The sequence below is a fragment of the Proteus sp. G4380 genome (assembly GCF_963885725.1).
GTDB classification, from domain to species: domain Bacteria; phylum Pseudomonadota; class Gammaproteobacteria; order Enterobacterales; family Enterobacteriaceae; genus Proteus; species Proteus mirabilis.
In genome coordinates this window covers 11,861-35,572 of the sequence record NZ_CAWPAV010000051.1, presented here as the reverse complement: position 1 = coordinate 35,572, position 23,712 = coordinate 11,861, and the positions used below count along the sequence as shown (strand labels likewise).

Sequence of the window (23,712 nt, the reverse complement as noted above, 5' to 3'; positions counted from 1 at the left end):
ATTTTATCAAATTAGAAAAAAAACAAATTGTACCTATACTTTAATTTCATTCTTTATTCTAATAAAAATAGTAGGTACAGGTTATGATTACAGTTTTAGATTATTTATTAGTAAGATTAAAAGAGTTAGAAATTAAAACTATTTTTGGTGTTCCCGGCGATTATAATTTACCTTTTATTGGTGTTGTTGATAATGATAAAGATATTCAATGGGTAGGCGCATGTAATGAATTAAATGCATCATATGCTTGTGAAGGATACGCACGGATCAAAGGTTTTTCTGCTCTGTGTACAACCTATGGAGTGGGGGAGTTAAGTGCGATAAATGGTGTTGCTGGTGCATTTGCAGAGCAGGTTCCCATTATTCATATTGTTGGCGCGCCTTCTCAGTCAAAGCAAGAGAAAGGAAAAACATTACATCATTGTTTAGCGACGGGTAGGTTTGATGCCTTTGAAAAAATGTATCGCCATATTTCAAAAACAACGGCTGTATTAACATATCACAATGCGACGGAAGAAATTGATAGAGTATTAGAAACATTGTGGCGTTATCGATATCCGGTTTATTTATTAATACCAGAGGATGTCGGTGTGATGAAAGTTAATAAACCAAAGTTACCATTACAATTAACATTACCTCAAAGTAATCCCGACGATTTAAATAAAGTTATTACTCTTCTTGAAAATAAAATTAAGCAATCAAAATCACCATGTATTATTATTGGCGAACAAGTATCACGTTACCAATTAAGAAAACAAGTTGAGAATTTATTAGAAAAAACTAATCTGCCGTTTTTTACTGTATGGGGAAGTAAAGGGGTTGTTGATGAAGGGCGTCAACAGTATGGTGGAATATTATTTGGTGAATTATCTAATCCACAAGGTTTAGATTATATTATAAATTCTGATTTAATTATTAGTCTTGGGGTGAGTTGGGATGAAGTTAATACAGCGGGATTTACCTTCGACGTTCCCACACAAAATTGCTATCAATTTTATGATACTTATAGCTTAATAGAGGAAGAGAAGATTTATGGCGTTTTTTTACTCGATATGCCTAACGCCTTATTAGCCCTTGACTATATTTATCCCCACAACATAGCGTTACTACCGCAAAAAATAGTACCGCCTGATTGGCAAGGACTGATAAAAATAGATTCTATTCCTCTTCTGTTAGATAAAGTCCTTGATGATAATTCGGTTATTCTTGCTGAAGCAGGTAATGCTTTTTTATGTGCTGTTAATCATATATTTTCTGGTAACAGTCAATTAGTGGTCAGTAATATTTGGGCATCCATTGGTTATACTTTACCCGCCGCATTAGGTGTTACTCTTGCATTAGAAAACCAAGGACGTGCCTTTGTTGTTATTGGTGATGGTGCATTTCAGATGACTGCACAAGAGCTTTCTACTTTATTACGCTTAAAACTCAATCCCGTTATTTTTATTGTTAATAATCAAGGTTACGCATTTGAAAAGATCTTTTACGGGCCTAAAGATACCTTTAATGATATCCAAAACTGGAATTACTCACAGTTACCTGAGCTATTTAATTGTGATGCTTATAGTGTGAAAGTGGATAGTCTAGAAGCGTTAGAAACCGTATTACCTTTATTAAAAGTGCATCAAGATAAACTGTGCCTTGTTGAACTTGATATGGATAAACATGACTATTCGGAGCCAATCAGTGAATTTATTGCGTTGCTTAATCAGTATAAATGATGGGTATTAAAATGTTATAAAGTAAACAGCCATCTAACTATCCGCTCGATAGTTAGATGGCGTTAACTGTTTATCAAGGCGCTAAAAACTATTTTTTTAAGTAAAGCGTTAATTGCGTTCCCGGTTTTAACATCTTGATATCAGCATTCCAGCTCATTAATTGCTTAAGATTAATATTGTGACGACGAGCAATACTGTAATAAGAGTCACCTTGACGAACTTTATAGTAACTTGGTGAAGCGCCGGTTGGTTTGCCTGTCGGACGATTGTTCACACTACCTGCATTATGAATTTTTAATGTTTGCCCAACTAATAGGGTACTCTTTGCACTTAATCCATTGAGTCGTTGTAGCTCTTTTACGCTCATATTATAACGTCGAGCAATGGCATAAAATGAATCACCGGAGCGGACTTTATAAATGCCTTCTTGCTTAATCGACTGATTGGCTTTAGCTACTGCTAAACGGATGGTCTTTAAAATCGCTTCGTCAGCAAACGCATTTTGGAACTGCGCAAGTTTATTACGAGGAAGTAAAATAACATGAGGGCCATTTGGTGCGGTGATCCCGCGCTTATAGCCAGGGTTATAGTCTTTTACGGTTGTAATAGGTAATTGGCTAAGTTCAGCGACTTTGCTTAATGTTATCTGTTCGCCAATATCAATTGCGGCTAATGATTTATCGCGATAGTTACTTTTCGGGAAAGTGATATCGGCTTCATTGTCACGGATAACTTTACTTAAGGCGAGAATTTTAGGCACATAATTCATGGTCTCTTTGGGTAATGAAAGTGACCAGTAATCGGTAGGTAGGTTTTTGCTCTCATTAGCTTTTATCGCTTGCATAACACGACCTTCGCCCGCATTGTAAGCGGCTAATGCTAAAGGCCAGTCGCTATCAAACATAATGTAAAGGCGCTCAAGCAAATCTAAGGCTGCATTAGTAGAAGCGACAACATCACGGCGACCGTCATACCATTGATTTTGTGCTAGACCATAATAATTAGCTGTGACAGGGACAAATTGCCATAAGCCCGCCGCTTTAGCTGAAGAGGTGACATGAGGATTAAACGCACTTTCCACCACCGGAACCAGTGCAAGCTCCATCGGTAGATTACGTTTTTCTATTTCCTCAATAATCCAATACATATAAGGCTCTGCACGTAATGCAACGGTTTGTATATGTTTTGGATTATTTAAAAAATAAGTTTCTTGCTGCGAAATCCTTTCATTGTCAGGGATATCCATTTTTAATTCACTTACTACATAACCCCACAAATTGGTTTTTATATCATATTGTGGTTGGTAAGAAGTTGAAGTCCCTAAAGATGTGGGTGTTATCGCAGACAAATCGGGTTTTATGCTCTTAGATTGCTGGCAACCCGCCAATAGCAATATAGAGAACAAAATCACTTTTGTCTTCATGTTCGAAAATTAGTCCTGTGTGTTTTTTGCCCTAAATAATACTAGTGTTCCCAAATAAAACAACCGATAGGAACTAAAAGTTGTCTTTTAATTCTCTTAATTTTGTAAATGTCTTTATTGGAGCATAAGTATTAGAAGTTATACCTAAAATTCTTTGTAAATCAATATCGTCAGATTTTAGAAAAAGATTAATATTCTTTTCATTTTTCAGTGTTATCGGCACTGTTGGTTGCAAATGATGGCGCATTTCAGTAACTTTGTTTAAATAATCGGTAATATCAGGATTTTTTGGCATAATATGGTGCGCAAAGGTCAAGTTAGCTAATGTATACTCATGGGCACAACAAATTAAGGTGTTATCAGGTAATGCCATTAACTTTTGTAATGAGCTAAACATTTGTTGTGCACTACCTTCAAATAAACGTCCGCAACCGCCGGAAAATAGCGTGTCACCGCAAAATAAATAAGGTTCGCTATAGTAGGCGACATGACCTAATGTATGGCCTGGTGTTCCGATGACTAAAAAAGAAAAAGAATCAACAATAATGTGCTCTTGATCATGAATAATTTTATTAGCGCCTTTAGTTTGTGTTTCTTGTGGACCAAAAACCTCAATGTTAGGATATTTACTAACCAACCCAGCAACACCACCGACATGATCTTCGTGGTGATGAGTTAACAAAATAGCGACAGGTGTTAATGAACGTTGTGAGATGATGTCTATAACCGGTTTGGCTTGGGAAGGATCGACAATCACACATTCACTATTTTCATTACTTAATAGCCAAATGTAGTTATCGGATAAAGCGGGAATTCTGATAAGCTCCATAAAGTTACCTTACTTATAAATATAAAAGGGTTAAACGATGAAAGCAGCGCGTTCGGGAAAACCAATTTGTATGCCAAGCTCTTGGCGTAATATTCCTTGGGGAGAATATTACCGCATGGCAATTGAATTGCGATTACAAAATTGGTGGCCGAAAATATACGGTTTTCATATGCTTAAATTAGGTCAACTTAGTGCTGAACTCGATACTAAATCCAGTATGGTCTCACATCAAGTTAACGTGACTACAACGACGATAAACACAGATGTTATGGCGTCTCTCAATTATCTGCCATTTGAAAATAAATCGGTTGATGTCTGTCTTATGGCTCATGTTTTAGATTACAGTGCAGACCCTCATTGGTTATTAAGAGAAGCCGATCGTGTATTAGTGGATGACGGTTGGATCATCCTATCAAGTTTTAATCCTATCAGCCTATTAGGTATAGGAAAATGTACGCCTATTTTACGGCATAAACAGCCCTATTATTGTCGGATGTTTTCACTTCGTCGCCAAGTTGATTGGCTAAGTGTGCTTAATTATGAAGTGATAACACAACAGAACTTCCAGATTATGCCATTTTCCCGTCCCGTAAAACGTGATGGTAAGCGCTATCATGTCGGGGGATGTTTAAATTTAATATTAGCGCGTAAAAGAACGCTTCCTTTAACACCCACCGCGATGAAGTTTGCATTACCGCGTATGAGTGTAAAAGGCAGAGTTTTAGGCGCTACACGTAATCGACCTGATTAATATCACTATCTGCCGTTATTACTCTCAGGTTTTATCTTGTTGACTTTCTAGATAGCCAGTATCTTCTTTTGTGGGAGATTGCGCGGCCGCTTTGGCCAGTTCATCACAACGTTCATTTTCGTCATGGCCTGCATGACCTTTAACCCAATGCCATTCAATTTCATGACGCTCAATGGCTTTATCAAGACGCTTCCATAAATCAACATTCAGCACAGGGCTTTTATCTGCTTTACGCCATTGGCGTTTTTTCCAACTATGTATCCACTTGGTAATTCCCTGTCTGACATACTGGCTATCCGTAGTCAGTGTAATTTTACAAGGGAATTTTAACGCTTCTAATGCTACGATAGCAGCAAGGAGTTCCATGCGGTTATTGGTGGTCATAAAAAAACCTTCACTAAGGGTTTTTTCATGCTGTTGGTAGCGTAAAATTGCACCATAACCACCAGGACCTGGGTTGCCTAAACATGAACCATCGGTGAATATTTCTACCTGCTTGTGCATAAAGGCGACTTATCCTTTTTAAGTAATACGAAAAATTAACCCTAAGTCTGACATAAAAACGGATTATGAGCACTCCAATCACACGACAAATTGTACTAGATACCGAAACAACCGGTATGAACAAACTGGGCGTTCACTATGAAGGCCATAATATCATTGAAATTGGTGCCGTTGAGGTTATCAATCGTCGCTTAACTGGGCGAAATTTCCATGTTTATATAAAACCAGAAAGATTGGTTGATCCTGAAGCTTTTGAAGTTCACGGGATCAGTGACGAATTTTTAGAGGATTGTCCTTCATTTGCAGAAATAGCAGATGAGTTTTTAGCGTATATTCGTGGTGCAGAATTAATTATCCATAACGCCTCGTTTGATATCGGCTTTATGGATTATGAGTTTCAGAAGCTTAACCGTGATATTCCTCTCACAGAAACTTTTTGCCAAATAACCGATAGCCTTGCTATGGCAAGGGAGTTATTTCCTGGCAAACGCAATAATCTAGATGCGTTATGTGACAGATATTTAATTGATAACTCCAAACGAACACTGCACGGCGCATTATTAGATGCCGAGATCCTCGCTGATGTTTACTTAGCTATGACCGGTGGGCAAACCGCATTAGCTTTTTCAATGGAAGGTGAATCGAACGAAGAGCAAAAAGGGGATGATATACAACGTATTGTACGACCAGTGCGTGGATTAAGAGTAATAAAAGCCTCTGCAGAAGAGTTAGTTGCGCACGAAGCTCGGTTAGATTTAGTGGTGAAAAAAGGAGGCCACTGTTTATGGCGTCCAGCTCCTGCTTCGAATGATGAAACTGCATAAAGGTAAAGTGATATAAATAGAGTGTTGAGATTAAAAACTATCCAAACGCATCTTTTTGTTAGAAAAATAGTTGACGACAAGGTAAGAGATTCGTAATATTCATCTCGTCCGAAAGGATACGCGGAGCGGTAGTTCAGTTGGTTAGAATACCTGCCTGTCACGCAGGGGGTCGCGGGTTCGAGTCCCGTCCGTTCCGCCAGAATTTATCGTTTTGATGTATTAACTGACATCAAAATAATTAGAAACCGTATCGCTTTATGCTGATGCGGTTTTTTTTGCCTAAAATAAAAATAGTATCATTAACTCATTAACTCATTAACTCATTAACTCATTAACTCATTAACTCATTAACTCATTAACTCAGTATTCTGTCGACACTCACGTCTTCTATTACAGATATCTAAGTTTATTACTTTTGTCTCTGTTTTCTACCTCCATTTATAACGCCACTATTATTTGCTATTAAATAAGAGCAATTCATATTAATTGGTAGCTTTATTTTACCTATTATATCTTGTTATCGATAATGGTAACTATTATCGTTATAGTTTTAATTCGTATTGGCTTGCTATAATATCGCTTATACCTAGCGTGGGGTGACTAACAGGCTAACATTCAATGAGCGAAAATAGAGCGTCTAAACAACACTCAAGTAAAACAACAAAAGCAAAGGTAGTGAAGGAATATCAGCGACAGATACTTCGTCGTTTCTTTTACTTAATGATATTAGGGGGCGTGTTATGTAGCGTTTTGATCCTTGATTTTACTTTAGGGCCTTCAGGATTATCGCTGACTGAACTGTGGAATACACTAATATCGCCAGAAATTGCCGATGCTGGTACTCGGGTTATTGTGTGGGATATCAGGCTACCTTACTCCCTTATGGCGGTTATCGTTGGAATGTCACTCGGGTTAGCGGGTGCTGAAATGCAAACTATACTCAATAACCCGCTGGCAAGTCCCTTTACGCTTGGCGTCTCTTCTGCCGCTGCTTTTGGTGCTGCTTTAGCGATTGTTTTAGGGATTGGTATTCCGGGGGTTCCTGCTCAGTGGTTTATTTCAGTTAATGCGTTTATTTTCGCATTACTGGCAACGTTGTTACTGGACTTTATCTCACGTTGGATGCGAGTTTCTACCTCTGGAATTATTCTCTTTGGCATAGCGTTAGTGTTTACTTTTAATGCTGCCGTTTCCATTATGCAATTTATCGCTAACGAAGATACGCTTCAGGGATTAGTGTTCTGGACAATGGGTAGCCTTAATCGGGCATCGTGGGATAAGTTATACATTTTATTGGTTGTATTAGTGATTATCTTCCCCTTGTCATTGATGAATGCTTGGAAACTGACGGCACTTCGTCTAGGGGAAGATCGTGCGATGAGCTTTGGGATCAACGTCAGACGCTTACGCCTAACAACATTACTTCGTATTAGCATCATTTCTGCCTTGGCGGTGGCATTTGTTGGCCCAATAGGTTTTATTGGATTAGTCGCTCCTCATATTGCTCGGATGACTTTTGGCGAAGATCATCGTTTTTATTTGCCCGCAAGTGCCCTTATTGGTGCATTGGTATTATCGATAGCTTCTTTAGTCTCCAAAAACCTTTTATCTGGTGTGATTATTCCGGTGGGAATTGTGACTTCTCTTGTGGGTATCCCTTTCTTTGTTAGTATCATTTTGCGTCATCGCGGGAGAATATAATGAACACGGGATTGAATGCTGGGTTGCGTATTGAAAAGTTTTCTACGGGATATTCGAAGCGAGAAATCATTAAAGAATTAACGGTCTCACTGCTTCCACGAGGGAAAATTACTGTTCTTTTGGGGCCTAATGGCAGTGGTAAATCGACATTGTTAAGGGCGCTTGCTGGGCTTAATAGCGCACAAGGAAAGCTTTTTCTTGGTGATGATGAATTACTCTCCCTCTCTTTTTCTAAACGAGCAGAGCAGGTGGTTTATTTGCCACAAACTCTACCTGCGGGTGTTCATTTGAGTGTCTTGGAGTCAATTCTGGTTGCAAGACGAGCTTTAGGTGAACATCGTTCTCATTCAGCGAATGATGAAGTTATAGATCTATTAGAACAACTGGGAATTTCACATTTAGCTATGCGATATCTTGATGAGTTATCCGGTGGGCAAAAACAATTGGTGGGGCTTGCTCAATCACTAATTCGACGACCAAGTTTATTATTGCTAGATGAACCACTTAGCGCACTTGATCTTAATTATCAGTTTCATGTGATGGAATTAATCGCGAGAGAAACCAAGAAACGTAATATGATTACTGTGGTTGTTGTTCACGATATTAATATTGCATTACGCCATGGAGAGCATGTATTAATGCTTAAAAATGGGGAGTTAGTTGCCAATGGTTTACCAACTGAGGTGATCACACCAGAAATACTCGCCGATGTTTATCGCGTTAGCGCCCGTATTGAACGATGCTCTAGAGGCCATCCACAGGTATTAATTGATGGGAGGATAAATGATATATAGCATTTTTAAACCACTCAAATAATTGTATTTGATATGATGACTATACTTATTTGGGTGGTCTTTGATAGATTCAATTTGGTTTATATTTACCATTGATAATACGCGTGGCTTGTTTTATTAAAGGTAAATCAATCATCTCCCCATTAATCTGAAAAGCATAACTGGCTGTTGATTGCTTAACCACTTCTTGCGCCCATTTAATTTTTTCCTCAGTAGGTTTAAATGCCTTATTAACAGTATCTATTTGATCTGGATGAATACAGAGTTTAGCGCCAAATCCAAGAGCGCGAGCATGGTTGGCATCCATTAATAATGTATTAGGTGTGCAAAATTCAGGGGTGACACAGTCAATAGGGGAGATAAGGTTGGCAATGCGTGAAGCGATAACGATTCGGCTTCTTGCGTATAGCAACGCTTCTGCTGTTTGTTGGCAATCAATATCTAGTGAGTAATCTAATGAGCCGAATGCTAATCTCGTTACACCACTATTGGCAATCTCTTCACAATGGTGCACTCCACGCGCTGTTTCTATAATGCCTATAAATGGTTGCTTTGATATAGCCAGATGAAGTTTTGATTTTATATAGGAAAGTATTTCCACATCTTCCAGTTTTGGGATCATTACTCCTGTCATTAGCGTTTCATTTAATGAATTTAATAGATCAACATCGTTTTTAAATTCTTTCTCTTTAGGATGATTTATTCTGATATATATACTGGTGTTAACGATGGTGTTATTTATTGTCGTTAGCCAATTTTGAATATTGTCACGTCCGAGCGGTTTTTCATCAGGATGAACCGCATCTTCAAGATCAAGAATGATCGCATTTGCACCATAAGTTAACGCTTTGGAAATCATAACTTTTTTATTAGCAGGGACAAACAGATAGCTAATCTCTTCGTTCATATTTACCTACCTTAGTAATAAATATAATGTATCTTACATAAAAACGAATAATTATGAGAATGAGATTGATTATTATTTACATCGTCATTTTCTGATGGTAGCTTACTCATCAACCTTTTTCAAGACGCTTGAAAAAGTAAAAAAAGGTTAAGTAACCCCCCAAGATAGATAAATTTAAATTAATTGTTTAAGCCTTATTTCTTTGGGAGAAAAATGATGGAGACGGTAGAGAAAAAGAGTATTGCAGGGCAACAAACTGCTATACAAACAGATTTTTCAACACGTAATGCCTTTGCTCGTATCATTCGCTGTCTTTTTGCAGAAAAATTATTGGATGATAATAAACTGCAAGTTTTCAATGATGAAAATAACGTTAAGTACCCGCTTTCTGATGGGATACATATCCTTCAATTTAATCAAACGACCGTTTTTCCTGCAAATACAGTTATTAATCGCGGTGATATTATCCTTAAATCAATGGATGGCCACCACCGAATGGTGCAATCCCATGAAGAACTTATGGGGATACTGAAAAACGAACTTAGTTTCACCCCTACAACGGAGGGAATGACAAAATTCAATAAAGATGTAGCAAACAGTATCCATAATGATCGATTAGCTAGAGCACATCGGTCAAAGTGGCGGGATACGATTTCTAACGAGATGGCACAAGAGGGAATATCTTGTTTTATTGAATGGATAACACGTCATTACAGTCAGCGTGATGGTGCAACTTTTCTCGATCAGTGGGGCGCTCTTGAAGGTCATTCATATTACCCGACTTGGAAGTCTAGACCCGGTTTAAGCGATGATGATATTGTCGCACTATCAGCTGAATTTGGTGCACGAGTTAATCTGCGTATCGCAGCCATACAAACCGATATGGTTTATTGTGAGAAGATGCCCCATATTCAGGATATCCATCAATGGTTTTCATCGGCTTTTCCAACCGTTTGGAATAAATGGTGTGAGTGGCTTACAAGTCAACACCAAAACCCACAAAAATGGTTACCTATTCCTCTGCATCCTTGGCATCTTGAACACTGGATCATGGCGCATTTCTCAAAAGAAATAGATGAAGGCATTCTTCTACCATTAGGCCCTCAACTTGAGACCGCGGCATCCATGTCGTTTAGAACCATGCTTCCTACCGCATCTAGATCACCCTTTATCAAATTACCTGTTGCTATCTGGATGACTAGCGAAATGCGCAGCCTTCAAGCCAAATCTATTCATATGGGGCCACGTATTAGTACGATTATTGAGGATATTTTGCGGGTGGATAAGGATTTTGATGGCAAGCTGGACTTTTTCCGAGAAGAAGTGGCGTGGCATTTTCGTCATAACGTGCGTATGGATGACGCTGAAGGTAAGTTTCTCTCGGTCGTATTTCGTGATACGCAAGCATGGGAAAGAAACGATAATTTAATCGCTATCACAGTTGCATCATTATTTACTGAACTCCCACATAAACCCCAACCCCTTATCAGCGAGCTGATCGCATTATCAGGCGACTTACCTGAAACATGGTTTCGTAATTATACCAAAGTCATACTGAAACCGGTTTTAGCGATGTATTTAATTTATGGCATTGCCCTTGAGGCACACCAACAAAATACGCAAGTTTTGTTTGATGATTCCGGTCGTGCGGTCACCATGCTTATTCGTGATTTTGGTGATGGACGCAGTTGGGCTCCTGCACTGCGCCAGCAAGGTTATGAGCTTCAACCTTATATCTGGCCCGGCATTTTACCCACGGTGTTTGAAGATGATATTGAACCTGTCAGAACCTTCGTTGTAGATGCTTGTCTTGTCAGCCATTTACATGAAATTGCGCTTTGTTTAACTCAACTTTATGACATCCCTGATACCCGCATATGGACTGTGATCGGCGAAGAGCTTGAACTTGTGTTTAAAGCACTTCAACCCAGAGTAGAGGCGGATTTTTGGCACAAAGAGCGTGAACATTTTCTCCACCACCCTTGGTATACCCGCTCATTAATGAGCATGCATTTACAGCAATATACTGATTACCGTCTTCAGCATGGACTTAACAATCCGTTAGCTGGTGAACAAGTAGATAACTCTAAGATCTGAGAGAATAATAATGATCACAAACAAACATTTTTTAGCATTGACTATTGCAGCAAGTTTAATTCCTGATTTCGTCAGCGCGGAAGAGAGAATTATTGTTAACGCAGAGCGCGTTAACCCCCAAACTAAAGGTAGGTTATCACAACAAGCCAACATAGGTTTATTGGGAAATAAAGATATCCAAGATATTCCATTTAGTATTAAAGGATATACCTCGAAATATATTGAGCAACGACAGGCTAAAACTCTTGGCGATGTAATAAAAGATGATCCATCCGTTCAAGTGACATCTCCGTCAGGTGGTATTCTTGATTCCTTTATGATCCGAGGATTCCCTATCGGGGAAGGTAATATTGGTGAAGTTGCCCTCAATGGTGTTTATGGTGTAGCGCCAAATTATCAGTTATTACCTCAATATTTAGAGCGAATAAAATTACTAAAAGGGCCTGGTGCGGGGCTTTATGGTATCTCCCCCAATGGCGGCGTTGGCGGTGTTGTTAACGCTGTGACGAAAAGACCTACTCGTCAGGGAACTAAACAGATTACCACCACTTGGGGATCTGATAATCAACTTGGTGCCTATATAGATGTAGGTAAATTGTGGGTAACCCCAGACGGTGAAATGTGGGGCGTCCGATTTAATGGTGGTGGTAGTGGTGGAGATTTGGCGCTTGATAATACTCATAAAAAAACGGCATTAGGTGCACTCGCTCTTGACTATGGAAAAGATGGATTCACTGTTTCAGTTGATTTATTCGATCAATATCAATATGTCAAATCACCTAATCGTCCTTTTATTGTCTTAGCGGGTATCGATGTTCCTAAGGCCCCTAATGGTCGACGCAATATTGCCCAAAAAGGGATGTGGTGGAACACCCGCGATCAGGGCGTATTACTGCACAGTTCATACGAGCTTAACGATAATCTAACACTCTTCATGAATGCCGGTGGTGGTCGTTCAATCGTTTCACGTATCTCTGAGCAAACCCCAAAGATTATTAACGACAATGGAGATGTTGAATCGGCAATCACTAATTATCGCTTTAATGTACATCGTTATATTTTTGAAACCGGTGTCAGAAGTTATTTTTCAACGGGCGCTATTGATCATCAGATGACATTACAGGCCAGCTATTATCATGACCGCCTTGCTGTTGCGGGTAATGTAGGAAAACAAAAGGTGATTTCTAATATTTATTCACCATTAGAAGTCGATGTTACCCTACCATCGTCTCCAGCAAGCGTTCCCAAAGTATCTTCTAGTCAATTAACTAGCTTTGCCGTTTCGGACATCATGACCATATTGAATGGCAGTGTGGATATTATCCCCGGGATACGTTTGCAAAGAGTGCAAGCCGATAACTTTATGGCTAATGGACAGCGTTCGGCCACTTATGATGAATCAGCGGTGACGCCAATGTTGGGGCTGGTTTACCATCCTTTAGAGTCTGTTTCGCTCTATGCCAACTATATTGAAGGGTTAAGCAAAGGTGATATAGCCCCGAGTTTTGCAAAAAATGCCGGCCAAGTGATGCGTCCTTATCGCTCGCGACAGTACGAAGTTGGGGTTAAGTATGATAACGCGGGAATACAAAGCAGTTTGGCTCTTTTCCAGATAACCAAGCCTAGTGGTGCTATCGACAGCACTGATAATATATTTAATGCTAATAGTGAGCAGCGAAATCGTGGCGTTGAAGTTAACCTTTCAGCGCAGGTGCTGGATAATTTACAAATCTCAGGCAATCTTTCTCTTATTGATGCCGAACTTATCAAATCGCCTAAATCTGATATCCGTGGTAACAAACCCGTTGGCGTTTCTCCTCTACAAGCAAATGTGGGAGTGGAATATGACCTTCCTATTTTGCATGGATTGTCATTAAACAGTTATGTCAATTATAGCGCAAAGCAATATGTCAATCAGGCAAATACACAGTCTATCAATCCTTGGACAACGGTAGATATGGGAGCCTCCTATAAAACACGTGTGTATGGTGCGCCTACCACTTTCCGTTTTGATGTACAGAATCTATTTAATCACCATTACTGGTCTGGTGTCGCGTCATATACCACTATTGCACAGGGAGCACCACGTACTTTCCTTGCCTCGGTAAGTGTTGACTTCTAAGAGGGTTCCATATGTCTTCGTTGTTAAATACTTATTACCGAGCAAATGAATCTTGGCAGATCGCTATAACCCAAGCATTACCCCCTTATATCGATCCGGTTATTATCCGTTGGTTGGAGACATCCCCTGATATCCTTGTTCATTTAACACAGATATATGGTTCACCCCTTAATATTGTCTGGCCTCATACTGTGGAGCAGAACGTTAATGCCATGGTCGAAGTCGCCAAAACATTTGGTATACAAACCAATTTGTATTATGGGGTTAAAGTCAATAAATCACAGTCATTATTACAAGCCGCTGTTGCTGCGGGAACTGGGGCGGATGTATCTAGCCTATATGAACTCAACGATGCTATTCGTGCGGGATGTAGAGGTACAGAGTTGTGTGCTACAGGCCCTGCCAAAACAACGGCATTTTTACAGGCGTTAATAGTGCAAGGGGCACGGATTGTTATTGATTCACTTGAGGAGATGGACGAGCTTATTCACCTTGCTACAAGGTGGATAAGTCCATCAGGACGTATAAGTATACTGCTGCGTTTTCGTCCTGAGTCTAATCATATCAGTCGTTTTGGTATGTCATCCGCTGAGATCATGACAGCGCTTGAGAAACTTAATTATAGTGACCAAGTAAAGGTTGATGGATTCCATTTCCATCTGAGTGGTTACTCTTCTGTATCTAGGATCAGGGCTTTTTTTGATACCTTACCCTTGATTAGCTACGCACGTGCTTTGGGTTACTCCCCTTATATTATCGATATTGGGGGAGGGTTACCTGTTCAGTATGTAGACAGTCATTGTTATAATAAATGGCTCTCTACGCAAACACATAAAGACTATCGTACTCGACGAATTCCAGATTCTTTCTATCCATATGGTGGAGAGATAAATGCCCAAGGCTGGCTCTCTGAGTTTCTAACCGGAGCCGATCCCACAGGTAAAAGAGTTTGTGATGCATTAATTGAGGAAGGATTAACACTTTGCCTTGAACCCGGAAGGAGCTTGGTTAATCAAAGTGCGATCAGTGTATTTCGTGTCTGTCGAGTTCGTCCATATGATCATGTTGGACACGTTATTTTTGTCGAAGGAACTAGTTTTAGTGCATGTGAAACGTGGTTTAATTCTGAATTCTTAAGTGATCCTCTCCATATTTATCAAAATAACCATCAGCCACTTTCTTCTGCTGGAAATGCTTGGATTGCGGGCCATAGCTGTTTGGACGACGATGTTATCACCAATCGTTTGATCGCTTTTGCACACCTACCAAAGCCAGGTGATTTACTGATATTTGCTAATACCGCAGGTTACCAAATGGATTTACTGGAAAATCAATTTCATCGGCATCCGTTGCCCACAAGATTAACTGCGGTCATAAACTCACATCAAAAACCTATATTTACCATTGATAATTAAGGACTTTTAATATGGTTTTTAGCAAAGTAACTGATTTAATTGGTAATACTCCTATCATTCAATTACCGCTGCTGCAATCGGATACGCGTCTTTATATCAAAGTGGAGAAAAATAATCCCGGAGGCAGTATGAAAGATCGCATGGCGAGAAATATGGTTGTTGCGGCACTGAAATCTGGAAAGATCAAGCCTGGTAGTACAATTGTGGAGTCGTCATCAGGAAATACTGGCATTGGGTTGGCAATCGCTGCTATCGAATTTGGGCTTCGATTTATCGCGGTGGTCGATCACCATGCTGCCCAAGATAAAATTGCTATCATGCGCGCTTTGGGTGCTGAGATCCGCTACGTTAAAGGCGACTATGGTGAAAATGAAGTTGCTGTTGTGGAACGCCAACGTATGGCGGCTGAAATCGCCAATGAAATTCCCGGCGCTATCTTTATGAATCAATCAGATAATGCAGCCAATGCGGGAGGATATGCAGATCTGGTACGTGAACTTATTAGTCAGATAGGCAAAATTGATGCGTGGGTTGGATGTGTAGGTACGGGTGGCTCTATGACAGGGATAGCCCATGGATTAAGGGTTCATAATCCAGAACTTGTAACCATTGCCGTAGAGCCGGAAGGCTCCATCGTATTCGGAAAACCCGGTAAACCATACTATCAATCAGGTACAGGCACCCCACAAGGCGATACAGTGGGGTTAGTGTTGGATTACAGTTGTATTGATTATGGCGAACAAGTCTCTGATGTGTGTGCTTTTGAAACGGCTCGTTACCTTGCTCGTCGTTTTGGTTTACTGGTTGGTGGCTCTACAGGGGGAGTGGTATATAAAGCGCTGGAGTTGATTAATAACAGTACAATTTGCGGAAATGTTGCACTTGCTATGGCCGATGGTGGTGAAAAATATCTGCAGACGATTTTTAATGACACATGGCTTAAAGAGCGAAATCTAATATCGGAGTCAGTCTGGGAACAACTTGATAATTGGTTTTCTTTGCCAACTTGTTTGGGGGATAGCAGATGATCCCAAATGAGAAATTGAGAGTAACACTATGTGGAGCCGGTCGTACAGGGCATCTTGCGGCAATTTTATTTAGCTTAAATCCTGCGATTGACGTCACTCTTTACAGCAGTCGCTCAGAAACTGTGACAGCATATAAAGAAAATGATCATCAACTTCAGGCGGTGATGCCTGATGGTCAAGTTATTAAAACCCGTTCGGTTAGGATGACAGAAGCCATTGATGAGGCGTGCTCTAAGGCAGATATCATCATTATTACGACACCAAGTCATGTACGTGAAAGTTTACTTCAACGTATGGCGCCAATACTGCCGAAACATAAAAACATCTTTGTGGGCGCCATTCCCGGTTTTGCTGGCTTTGACTGGCTGGCTGAAAAAACGTTAGGCGATGCACCCAATATTGTTATATGGGGAATGAAAGATGTTCCCCATATTGCATTTGATCTGCAACCGGGAAAAAGTGTCAGAATGGGGGGCGGAAAATCACAACTCTATGTAGCTGTGCATGGAAGAGAAAAACCGCAATATGCCAATCTTCTTCTCAATTACCTCAAACAACTTTATGACTCACCTATTACGCTACTGACCGATTATCTAGAAATTACCCTAACGCCTGGAAATCCTATTATGCACAGCTCTGTTATCTATGGCCTTATCGGTCCATGGGGACAGTGGCACAATAGGCCCTTTGAGAGCATTCCATGTTGGTGGAACGATTGCCCTGAGTTGGGTGCCTATTTTCTTGCCCGCTGTGATAGGGAGAATCAAGCGTTATGTAATAAAGCAGAAATTGTATTGGGGATTAATCTCAGTTCCGTGCAACCATTACAGCAGGAAATAGTAGCCGCATATGCGGACTCAATTGCTGATCCGCGAACATTACTCAGTGTGTTACGAACGAATAAGGCCTATCAGGGTATTCCTTTACCTCTTATTTCTACAGCACGATCCCATGGTTATATTTTTGACAAACAACATCGGGTTTTTCAGGAAGACATTGCCTATGGACTAGCGCTTCTTGTTGCTCTTGGAGAACGTCTTCGAGTGCCAACACCCTATATAAGAGAAATATATGATTGGTGTTGTGGTTATATGGGAGGAAATTTGCCTCACCCTCAGATCCCAATGGATTGGCCAATAATAAGGGTGAAATAGTATGCGTGTTACCGGCAGTGTCATTTTTATTGTCCAGTTTTTATTTATCGTACAGCTACTCTCAATGGGAGCCATGGAAATGAGTGGCCCTTTTTGGCCGCTTCATCTCGAAAGTATGGCGTCGACAGAGCTACTGAGTATCGTGGGAACCGGCGTGTATATCGCACCTATGTTGGGCGTTATGCTAACCAGTACCTTTTGGGGACGAATAGGCGATAAAACTGGCAATAAAGTGATGATGATCCGTGCACTGATGGGGCTGGCATTAACGCAATTGGGGCTCGCTTTTGCCAATGATGTCTGGGTAATACTGCTACTACGTTTTTTACAGGGAACTTGTGCGGGGTATATTGCACCAGCTCAAGCTTATGGTATTGCCATGATCCCCGTAGTACAACGTACTCGGCTTTTGGCATGGTTACAAGTATCTACCAATGCAGGATCGTTAGCTGGAGTCATTGCTGGTGGGGCGATCCTCGATTTACTGAGTTTCTTTTGGATAAATTTCGGGGCATTTATCATTTGTACGTTATGTGCACTACTGGTTTTTTTCATATTACCGAATGATTTACCGCGCCACGCTTCATCCAATTGCGTCACTTCCTCAACAAATAAAGCAAAAGCGATATCATCAATTAACCACAGCGTCATTGTTGGCTTACTTACCATACTGGGTTTGTTATTAGTGAGCCGCATGATCACACAAACCCCTTTTTCTCTTTATGTCAGTAGCGTATTTAATGCCCCTAACTGGTTAACAGGGGTCGCTTACGGATTGCAGGCTACAGGTGTGATTGTCTCAGCCGCCCTCTGGGCAAGATGGTTTGAAGCACACAACATATTTCACGCACTCTATCGAATGGTGGGGATCATTGCGGGATGTTTTATTGTGACCTTACTGCTAGCAGCAGTAAGAGAAATAAGCTGGTTTATCGGACTTTATTTTTTGTGGGGCATTCTTCTTGGGGCAACAACGCCAGTATTAACCGCATTGATATCTCGCTCAACCGCTGAAAGTAAACAGGGTTATATTTTGGGGCTGGTGCAAAGTATTAGCCAGTTTGCCTCTATGGTTGGTATTGCGCTGGGGGGCGGAATACTTGTTTGGCCTGGGTTGTCCACGTTGTTTTTGTGTGTGGCGGTGATGTATTGCATTACTTTAATTATTACGCTGAAAATGAGTTACTCTTCAAAAAAACACTAACCAAAAATAGGTTATTAATCATGATATTACGATTTATATTTTCTATTGTATTGTTGTATTCATCAATGGCTTACTCACAGCAAGTTGTAACACCTGTTACTGATCTACTTGGCAGAACCGTGAATGTCAAATTGCCGGTACAGCGCGTCATTTTGGGGGAAGGACGACAGCTTTATTTAGTGGCTATGTTTGATAAAGAAAATCCAGCACAAAGGATAGTCGCTTGGCGAAAAGATTTAATACAGTCCGATCCTGCCACATGGCAGCAGTACCGACAACAATTTCCACAGTTGGCAAAAATCCCTACCTTTGGTGGCAGCGAACAAGGAACGTTTGATATAGAGCAGGCGATTAATCTGCAACCTGATGTCATCATCATGAATATGGACGCACGCAATACTATTGTTGATGCTGGACACGAAGCAGCATTAGCCCGAGCGGGTATTCCCATTGTTTATGTCGACTTTCGCTATGATCCTATTGCACACATTCCTCCAACAGTGACGTTATTTGGTAAATTATTTGGCCAACCAGATCGCGCAGAAGCTTATTTAACATTCCGTGATAAAGAGTTACAACGAGTGACATCTCGAGTTGAACAATTACAGGGGGCATTGCCAAAAGTATTTTTAGAGCGTCTTGGGGGCTATTCAGAAGAGTGCTGTATGACCTTTGGTAAAGGGAGTTTTGGCCGTTTTGTTAAAATAGCGGGGGGGGATAATATTGCCGACAATCTTGCTCCGGGAACCTTTTTTACGCTAAATCCAGAAAAAGTGGTTGTTGCAAATCCCGATATTGTGATTATTACCAGCGGCAATTTTCAGGCATTTGTGCCGGGTGGAAAGTGGATCCCACTTGGGCCGGGGATTAATATTCAACAATCAAAACACCGACTCGCATGGTTTACGACTCGCCCTGCTTATGTTGATAGTAACGCTCGCCGTCGTGGAGCATTTTTTGCTATTTGGCATCAGTTTTATAATAGTCCCTATGATGTTATTGCTATCCAGCAGCTAGCTAAGTGGATACATCCCCAATTATTTGCTGATCTTGATCCTGATGACACATTCCGTCGTTTACATCAAGAATTTCTACCCATCTCATATCAGCCGGGATATATGATTGATTTGGAAAAAGAGGGGAGGTAAATATGGAGTATGATGTCGTGTTATATCCCATTGCCTTGCTCCGTCCTTCAGAAGAAGTCAACATGGCTCATGTTGAAGCTTTAACTAAGGAAATAGTCCGTTGCCAAAGATGGACAACACCTATACCCATTGAAAAAGAGACCGGAATTATTATGGACGGTAATCATAGGTATCAAGTCGCTCATCATCTTGCTCTCACTTATATTCCTTGTGTGTTGCTTGATTACACTGATACACGCATAACTGTGTATGATTGGCAGAATGGACGAGCGTTTAGCCCATTAAGAATAAGGGAGCAGATATTAAAGCAAGGTAATATTTTCCCTTATAAAACTACTCGACATCTATTTTCTCCAAGCCTTCCGGCCGTTAATTTTCCGCTTGAACAGTTAGTTGAAAAAATAGCCAGTAATCATCTGAATGTTTTCAAGTTAGGTGTTGGTAGGTGACCATTAACAGCGGGAAAATTAAATAGCTTAGTATTTATTTGATTTGATGGATAAAACAGCAACGTAATTTTAGCTTGATTAGTCGTATCAAGCTAAGGTTTAATAAGATACTTCTTAATTGCGCAAATAAAAGTCATTTTTCATTTTTGTTGCGCAACAATGTGGTGGTGTAATGTTATTTCCCGCGTTTATCGTAATAAATGCTGTTTAAATCAAAGAATTATTGATTTTCACTGATTACGATAGCCACCTTTGTGGATTTTTTATATTGCGGTTTTTTGCCCGCATTGAGAGAATCAGCTATCTAGATGCTTTTTATCCGACTTGGAGTAGAAAATGACCACTCGTAAAACCCTTGCAAATGCGATCCGTTTTTTAAGCATGGATGCAGTGCAAAAAGCCAAATCAGGGCACCCTGGTGCACCTATGGGCATGGCTGATATTGCAGAAGTATTATGGCGTGATTTTTTAAATCATAATCCAACTAATCCTCACTGGGCAGATCGTGACCGTTTTGTTTTATCTAACGGCCATGCTTCAATGCTGATTTATAGCTTATTACATCTGTCTGGTTATCAAGTTTCTTTAGATGATCTAAAAAATTTCCGTCAGCTGCATTCTAAAACACCGGGTCACCCAGAATATGGTTATACCCCAGGTGTTGAAACTACCACGGGTCCTTTAGGTCAAGGGATTGCTAACGCAGTAGGTTTTGCGATCGCAGAACGCACATTAGCGGCTCAATTTAACCGTCCTGGTCACGATATCGTAGATCACTACACCTACGCCTTTATGGGTGATGGTTGTATGATGGAAGGTATCTCTCACGAAGTATGCTCTTTAGCAGGTACTTTACAGTTAGGTAAACTGATTGCATTTTACGATGACAATGGCATTTCTATTGATGGTAAAGTACATGGTTGGTTTACTGATAATACTGCTGAACGTTTCGAAGCGTATGGCTGGCATGTTATTAGTGGTATTGATGGTCATGATGCAGCGAGTATTAAAGCTGCGATTGAAACCGCACAACAAATTACTGATAAGCCTTCACTGTTAATTTGCAAAACCACCATTGGTTTTGGTTCTCCTCATAAAGCAGGCACTGCCGATTCTCACGGTTCACCATTAGGTGATGCAGAAATTGCAGAAACTCGTAAAGCTCTGGGCTGGGAGTATGGTCCTTTTGAAATTCCACAAGAGATCTACAAAGAGTGGGATGCTAAAGAAGCTGGTAAAGCAAAAGAAGCTGCGTGGGACGCTAAATTTGCTGAGTATGCAGCACAATTCCCTGAATTAGCAGCTGAATTTAAACGTCGTATGTCTGGCGAATTACCTGCAAATTGGGAAAAAGAGTCAACAGCCTTTATTGAGCAGTTGCAACATAACCCAGTGAGTATTGCTAGCCGTAAAGCATCACAAAATACATTAGAAGCGTTTGGTAAAGTTTTACCTGAGTTTATGGGTGGCTCTGCTGACCTTGCACCAAGTAACTTAACTATGTGGTCTGGCTCTAAAGCATTAAATGAAGATAAAGCCGGTAACTACATCCATTATGGTGTTCGCGAATTCGGTATGTCTGCCATTATGAATGGTATTGCATTACACGGTGGTTTTGTTCCTTACGGCGCTACCTTCCTGATGTTTATGGAATATGCACGTAATGCGGTACGTATGGCTGCACTGATGAAAATCCGCAGTATCTTTGTTTATACCCATGACTCTATCGGTTTAGGTGAAGATGGTCCTACTCACCAACCTGTTGAGCAAATGGCAAGTCTGCGTGTAACACCAAATATGAGTACATGGCGCCCATGTGACCAAGTTGAGTCAGCAGTAGCATGGAAATACGCTGTTGAGCGTAAAGATGGTCCAACTGCGCTCATCTTCTCTCGTCAAAACCTTGCTCAACAGCCACGTACTCCAGAGCAACTGGCTAATATCGAGAAGGGTGGTTATATCCTGAAAGATTGTGACGGTACACCTGAACTTATCTTTATTGCTACGGGTTCTGAAGTTGAATTAGCTGTTAATGCTTACGATCAATTAACAGCAGAAGGCCGTAAAGTCCGTGTGGTTTCAATGCCAGCAACAGATGCATTTGATAAACAAGATGCTGATTATCGTGAAGCAGTATTACCTGCAGCGGTTAAAGCTCGTGTTGCTATTGAAGCGGGTATCGCGGATTACTGGTTTAAATATGTTGGTCTTGATGGTGTGATTGTCGGTATGCATAGCTTCGGTGAATCTGCTCCTGCAAACGAACTGTTTGCTGAGTTTGGTTTTACTGTTGAAAATGTGGTTACACAGGCAAAAACTCTACTTAAATAATCAATAAATGTTAACAAGAGCACATTTTTGGGAATAATTTCTCAGATGTGCTCTTTTTTTATGCTTCCCCCTTTTTTTGCTATTGCGATTTTCTCTCATTTCTCGTAATCTGAATACCAATAAGCTGAACCGTTTCAGTTGTGCTAAAAATGTCGGTGACCGCACATTTTTTAGTTTTACTTGATTTATCGTTGTTGATTAGTCAATTGCTCGATTATTCTAGGCGGTTGCATAATTACGAGTTATCAAGGAAGTTACATGACAATTAGAGTTGCTATTAACGGTTTTGGTCGAATAGGGCGTAATGTGTTAAGAGCGCTTTATGAATCTGGAAAGCGGGCTGAAATAAGCGTTGTTGCAATAAATGAATTGGCTGATGCGACAGGTATTGCTCATTTGCTTAAATATGACTCAAGCCATGGTCGTTTTGCTTGGGATATTCGTGTTAATAATGACTTATTGCAAGTAGGTGATGATGCAATCCGTCTTTTCCATCATGCCGATATTGCAGACTTACCTTGGGGTGAGTTAGGTATTGATGTGGTACTTGATTGTAGTGGCGTTTATGGATCTCGTGCCGATGGTGAGGCGCATATTGCTCAAGGGGCAAAGAAAGTGCTCTTTTCTCATCCGGGAACGATAGATCTTGATGCTACGGTGGTATTCGGTGTTAATCAACATGAACTGAAAAAACAGCACCGCATCGTCTCTAATGCCTCTTGTACCACAAATTGTATTATCCCGATTATTAAAATGATGGATGATGCTTTTGGTATAGAGTCAGGTACAGTGACGACAATCCATGCTGCGATGAATGATCAACCTGTTATTGATGCATATCATAAAGATTTACGTCGTACACGAGCCGCAGGACAATCGATTATTCCGGTTGATACCAAATTAGCTGCCGGTATTACACGGATTTTCCCGAAATTTAAAGATCATTTCGAGGCAATTTCTGTACGAGTTCCTACAATTAATGTGACAGCAATTGATTTAAGTGTCACGGTAAAAAATGCTGTAAATGTGTTAGATGTCAATAAGTTAATTCAAAAATCAGCAACTGGCGCATTTCGTGGTATAGTGGATTACACAGAATTGCCATTAGTCTCAACAGATTTTAACCACGACCCTCATAGTGCCATTGTTGATGGTACACAAACTAGAGTCAGTGGGCAGCATCTGATTAAAACGTTAGTCTGGTGTGATAATGAATGGGGCTTTGCTAACCGAATGCTTGATACGACGTTAGCTATGGCTGCAACTGGTTTTAAATAATCATGTATTAATGACGGTACTCAGCAATAGCA

At 40.4% G+C, this 23,712-nt stretch carries 19 protein-coding genes and 1 tRNA gene; 16 read left to right on the top strand and 4 right to left on the bottom strand.

Annotation, left to right across the window (positions count from 1 at the left end):
• The first annotated feature begins 83 nt into the window (after positions 1 to 83).
• Positions 84 to 1,721: an alpha-keto acid decarboxylase family protein gene (locus tag AACU98_RS04325; RefSeq protein ID WP_017827400.1), complete on the top strand. Its 1,638-nt coding sequence runs from the start codon at positions 84 to 86 to the stop codon at positions 1,719 to 1,721.
• An 88-nt stretch (positions 1,722 to 1,809) separates the two neighbouring features.
• On the opposite strand, the gene mltD is transcribed toward AACU98_RS04325, so the two are convergent.
• The gene (gene mltD / locus AACU98_RS04320) at positions 1,810 to 3,144 is read right to left on the bottom strand and encodes a murein transglycosylase D (RefSeq protein WP_004247297.1); all 1,335 of its coding nucleotides are present in this window, start codon (positions 3,142 to 3,144) and stop codon (positions 1,810 to 1,812) included.
• A 73-nt stretch (positions 3,145 to 3,217) separates the two neighbouring features.
• Positions 3,218 to 3,973 carry a hydroxyacylglutathione hydrolase gene (gene gloB / locus AACU98_RS04315; RefSeq protein WP_004252479.1) on the bottom strand — a complete coding sequence of 252 codons (756 nt, stop codon included), beginning with the start codon at positions 3,971 to 3,973 and terminating at the stop codon, positions 3,218 to 3,220.
• A 37-nt stretch (positions 3,974 to 4,010) separates the two neighbouring features.
• Between gloB and AACU98_RS04310 the strand changes: the two genes are divergently transcribed.
• Positions 4,011 to 4,724: a class I SAM-dependent methyltransferase gene (locus tag AACU98_RS04310; RefSeq protein WP_004247298.1), complete on the top strand. Its 714-nt coding sequence runs from the start codon at positions 4,011 to 4,013 to the stop codon at positions 4,722 to 4,724.
• A gap of 24 nt (positions 4,725 to 4,748) precedes the next feature.
• On the opposite strand, the gene rnhA is transcribed toward AACU98_RS04310, so the two are convergent.
• Entirely contained in the window at positions 4,749 to 5,228 is a 480-nt protein-coding gene (gene rnhA / locus AACU98_RS04305) for a ribonuclease HI (protein WP_004244975.1), read from the bottom strand.
• A 65-nt stretch (positions 5,229 to 5,293) separates the two neighbouring features.
• On the opposite strand from rnhA, the gene dnaQ reads away from it, so the two are divergent.
• From dnaQ to AACU98_RS04285, 4 genes are all read left to right on the top strand, one after another.
• On the top strand, positions 5,294 to 6,052 hold the full coding sequence (dnaQ, locus tag AACU98_RS04300; RefSeq protein WP_012367515.1) for a DNA polymerase III subunit epsilon: 759 nt from the start codon (positions 5,294 to 5,296) through the stop codon (positions 6,050 to 6,052).
• A gap of 122 nt (positions 6,053 to 6,174) precedes the next feature.
• A tRNA-Asp gene (locus AACU98_RS04295) sits at positions 6,175 to 6,251 on the top strand.
• Positions 6,252 to 6,772: 521 nt separating this feature from the next.
• Positions 6,773 to 7,753, top strand: coding sequence for a FecCD family ABC transporter permease (locus AACU98_RS04290; RefSeq protein WP_231098488.1), 981 nt, complete (start codon positions 6,773 to 6,775; stop codon positions 7,751 to 7,753).
• Complete coding sequence (locus AACU98_RS04285; RefSeq protein ID WP_161735606.1) at positions 7,753 to 8,547, top strand: ABC transporter ATP-binding protein; 795 nt, start codon at positions 7,753 to 7,755, stop codon at positions 8,545 to 8,547. The genes AACU98_RS04290 and AACU98_RS04285 overlap by 1 nt, the downstream gene beginning before the upstream one ends.
• 70 nt (positions 8,548 to 8,617) lie before the next feature.
• Here AACU98_RS04285 and AACU98_RS04280 read toward each other — a convergent pair whose 3' ends face one another.
• A complete protein-coding gene (locus AACU98_RS04280) occupies positions 8,618 to 9,454 on the bottom strand; it encodes an HpcH/HpaI aldolase/citrate lyase family protein (RefSeq protein ID WP_161735604.1) in 837 nt (278 codons plus the stop codon).
• A 213-nt stretch (positions 9,455 to 9,667) separates the two neighbouring features.
• Between AACU98_RS04280 and AACU98_RS04275 the strand changes: the two genes are divergently transcribed.
• The 10 genes from AACU98_RS04275 to epd all read left to right on the top strand — a co-directional run bounded on the left by AACU98_RS04275 (position 9,668) and on the right by epd (position 23,680).
• On the top strand, positions 9,668 to 11,551 hold the full coding sequence (locus AACU98_RS04275; protein ID WP_161735602.1) for an IucA/IucC family protein: 1,884 nt from the start codon (positions 9,668 to 9,670) through the stop codon (positions 11,549 to 11,551).
• Positions 11,552 to 11,561: 10 nt separating this feature from the next.
• On the top strand, positions 11,562 to 13,673 hold the full coding sequence (locus AACU98_RS04270) for a TonB-dependent receptor (RefSeq protein ID WP_161735600.1): 2,112 nt from the start codon (positions 11,562 to 11,564) through the stop codon (positions 13,671 to 13,673).
• Positions 13,674 to 13,684: 11 nt separating this feature from the next.
• Positions 13,685 to 15,088, top strand: a complete 1,404-nt coding sequence (locus AACU98_RS04265) for a Y4yA family PLP-dependent enzyme (protein ID WP_161735598.1) — start codon at positions 13,685 to 13,687, stop codon at positions 15,086 to 15,088.
• Between the two features lie 11 nt (positions 15,089 to 15,099).
• Positions 15,100 to 16,116 (top strand): PLP-dependent cysteine synthase family protein, encoded by a 1,017-nt coding sequence (locus AACU98_RS04260; RefSeq protein ID WP_004244961.1) that lies wholly within the window; start codon positions 15,100 to 15,102, stop codon positions 16,114 to 16,116.
• Entirely contained in the window at positions 16,113 to 17,270 is a 1,158-nt protein-coding gene (locus AACU98_RS04255) for an NAD/NADP-dependent octopine/nopaline dehydrogenase family protein (protein ID WP_161735596.1), read from the top strand. Before AACU98_RS04260 ends, AACU98_RS04255 begins: the two co-directional genes overlap by 4 nt.
• Before the next feature lies 1 nt (position 17,271).
• Positions 17,272 to 18,474: an MFS transporter gene (locus AACU98_RS04250; protein ID WP_161735594.1), complete on the top strand. Its 1,203-nt coding sequence runs from the start codon at positions 17,272 to 17,274 to the stop codon at positions 18,472 to 18,474.
• A gap of 20 nt (positions 18,475 to 18,494) precedes the next feature.
• Positions 18,495 to 19,622 (top strand): ABC transporter substrate-binding protein, encoded by a 1,128-nt coding sequence (locus AACU98_RS04245; protein ID WP_004247313.1) that lies wholly within the window; start codon positions 18,495 to 18,497, stop codon positions 19,620 to 19,622.
• Between the two features lie 62 nt (positions 19,623 to 19,684).
• Positions 19,685 to 20,071 (top strand): transcriptional regulator, encoded by a 387-nt coding sequence (locus AACU98_RS04240; protein WP_227201502.1) that lies wholly within the window; start codon positions 19,685 to 19,687, stop codon positions 20,069 to 20,071.
• Between the two features lie 336 nt (positions 20,072 to 20,407).
• On the top strand, positions 20,408 to 22,402 hold the full coding sequence (tkt, locus tag AACU98_RS04235) for a transketolase (protein ID WP_134940006.1): 1,995 nt from the start codon (positions 20,408 to 20,410) through the stop codon (positions 22,400 to 22,402).
• Positions 22,403 to 22,660: 258 nt separating this feature from the next.
• The gene (epd, locus tag AACU98_RS04230) at positions 22,661 to 23,680 is read left to right on the top strand and encodes an erythrose-4-phosphate dehydrogenase (protein WP_004244954.1); all 1,020 of its coding nucleotides are present in this window, start codon (positions 22,661 to 22,663) and stop codon (positions 23,678 to 23,680) included.
• The last annotated feature ends 32 nt before the right edge of the window (positions 23,681 to 23,712 follow it).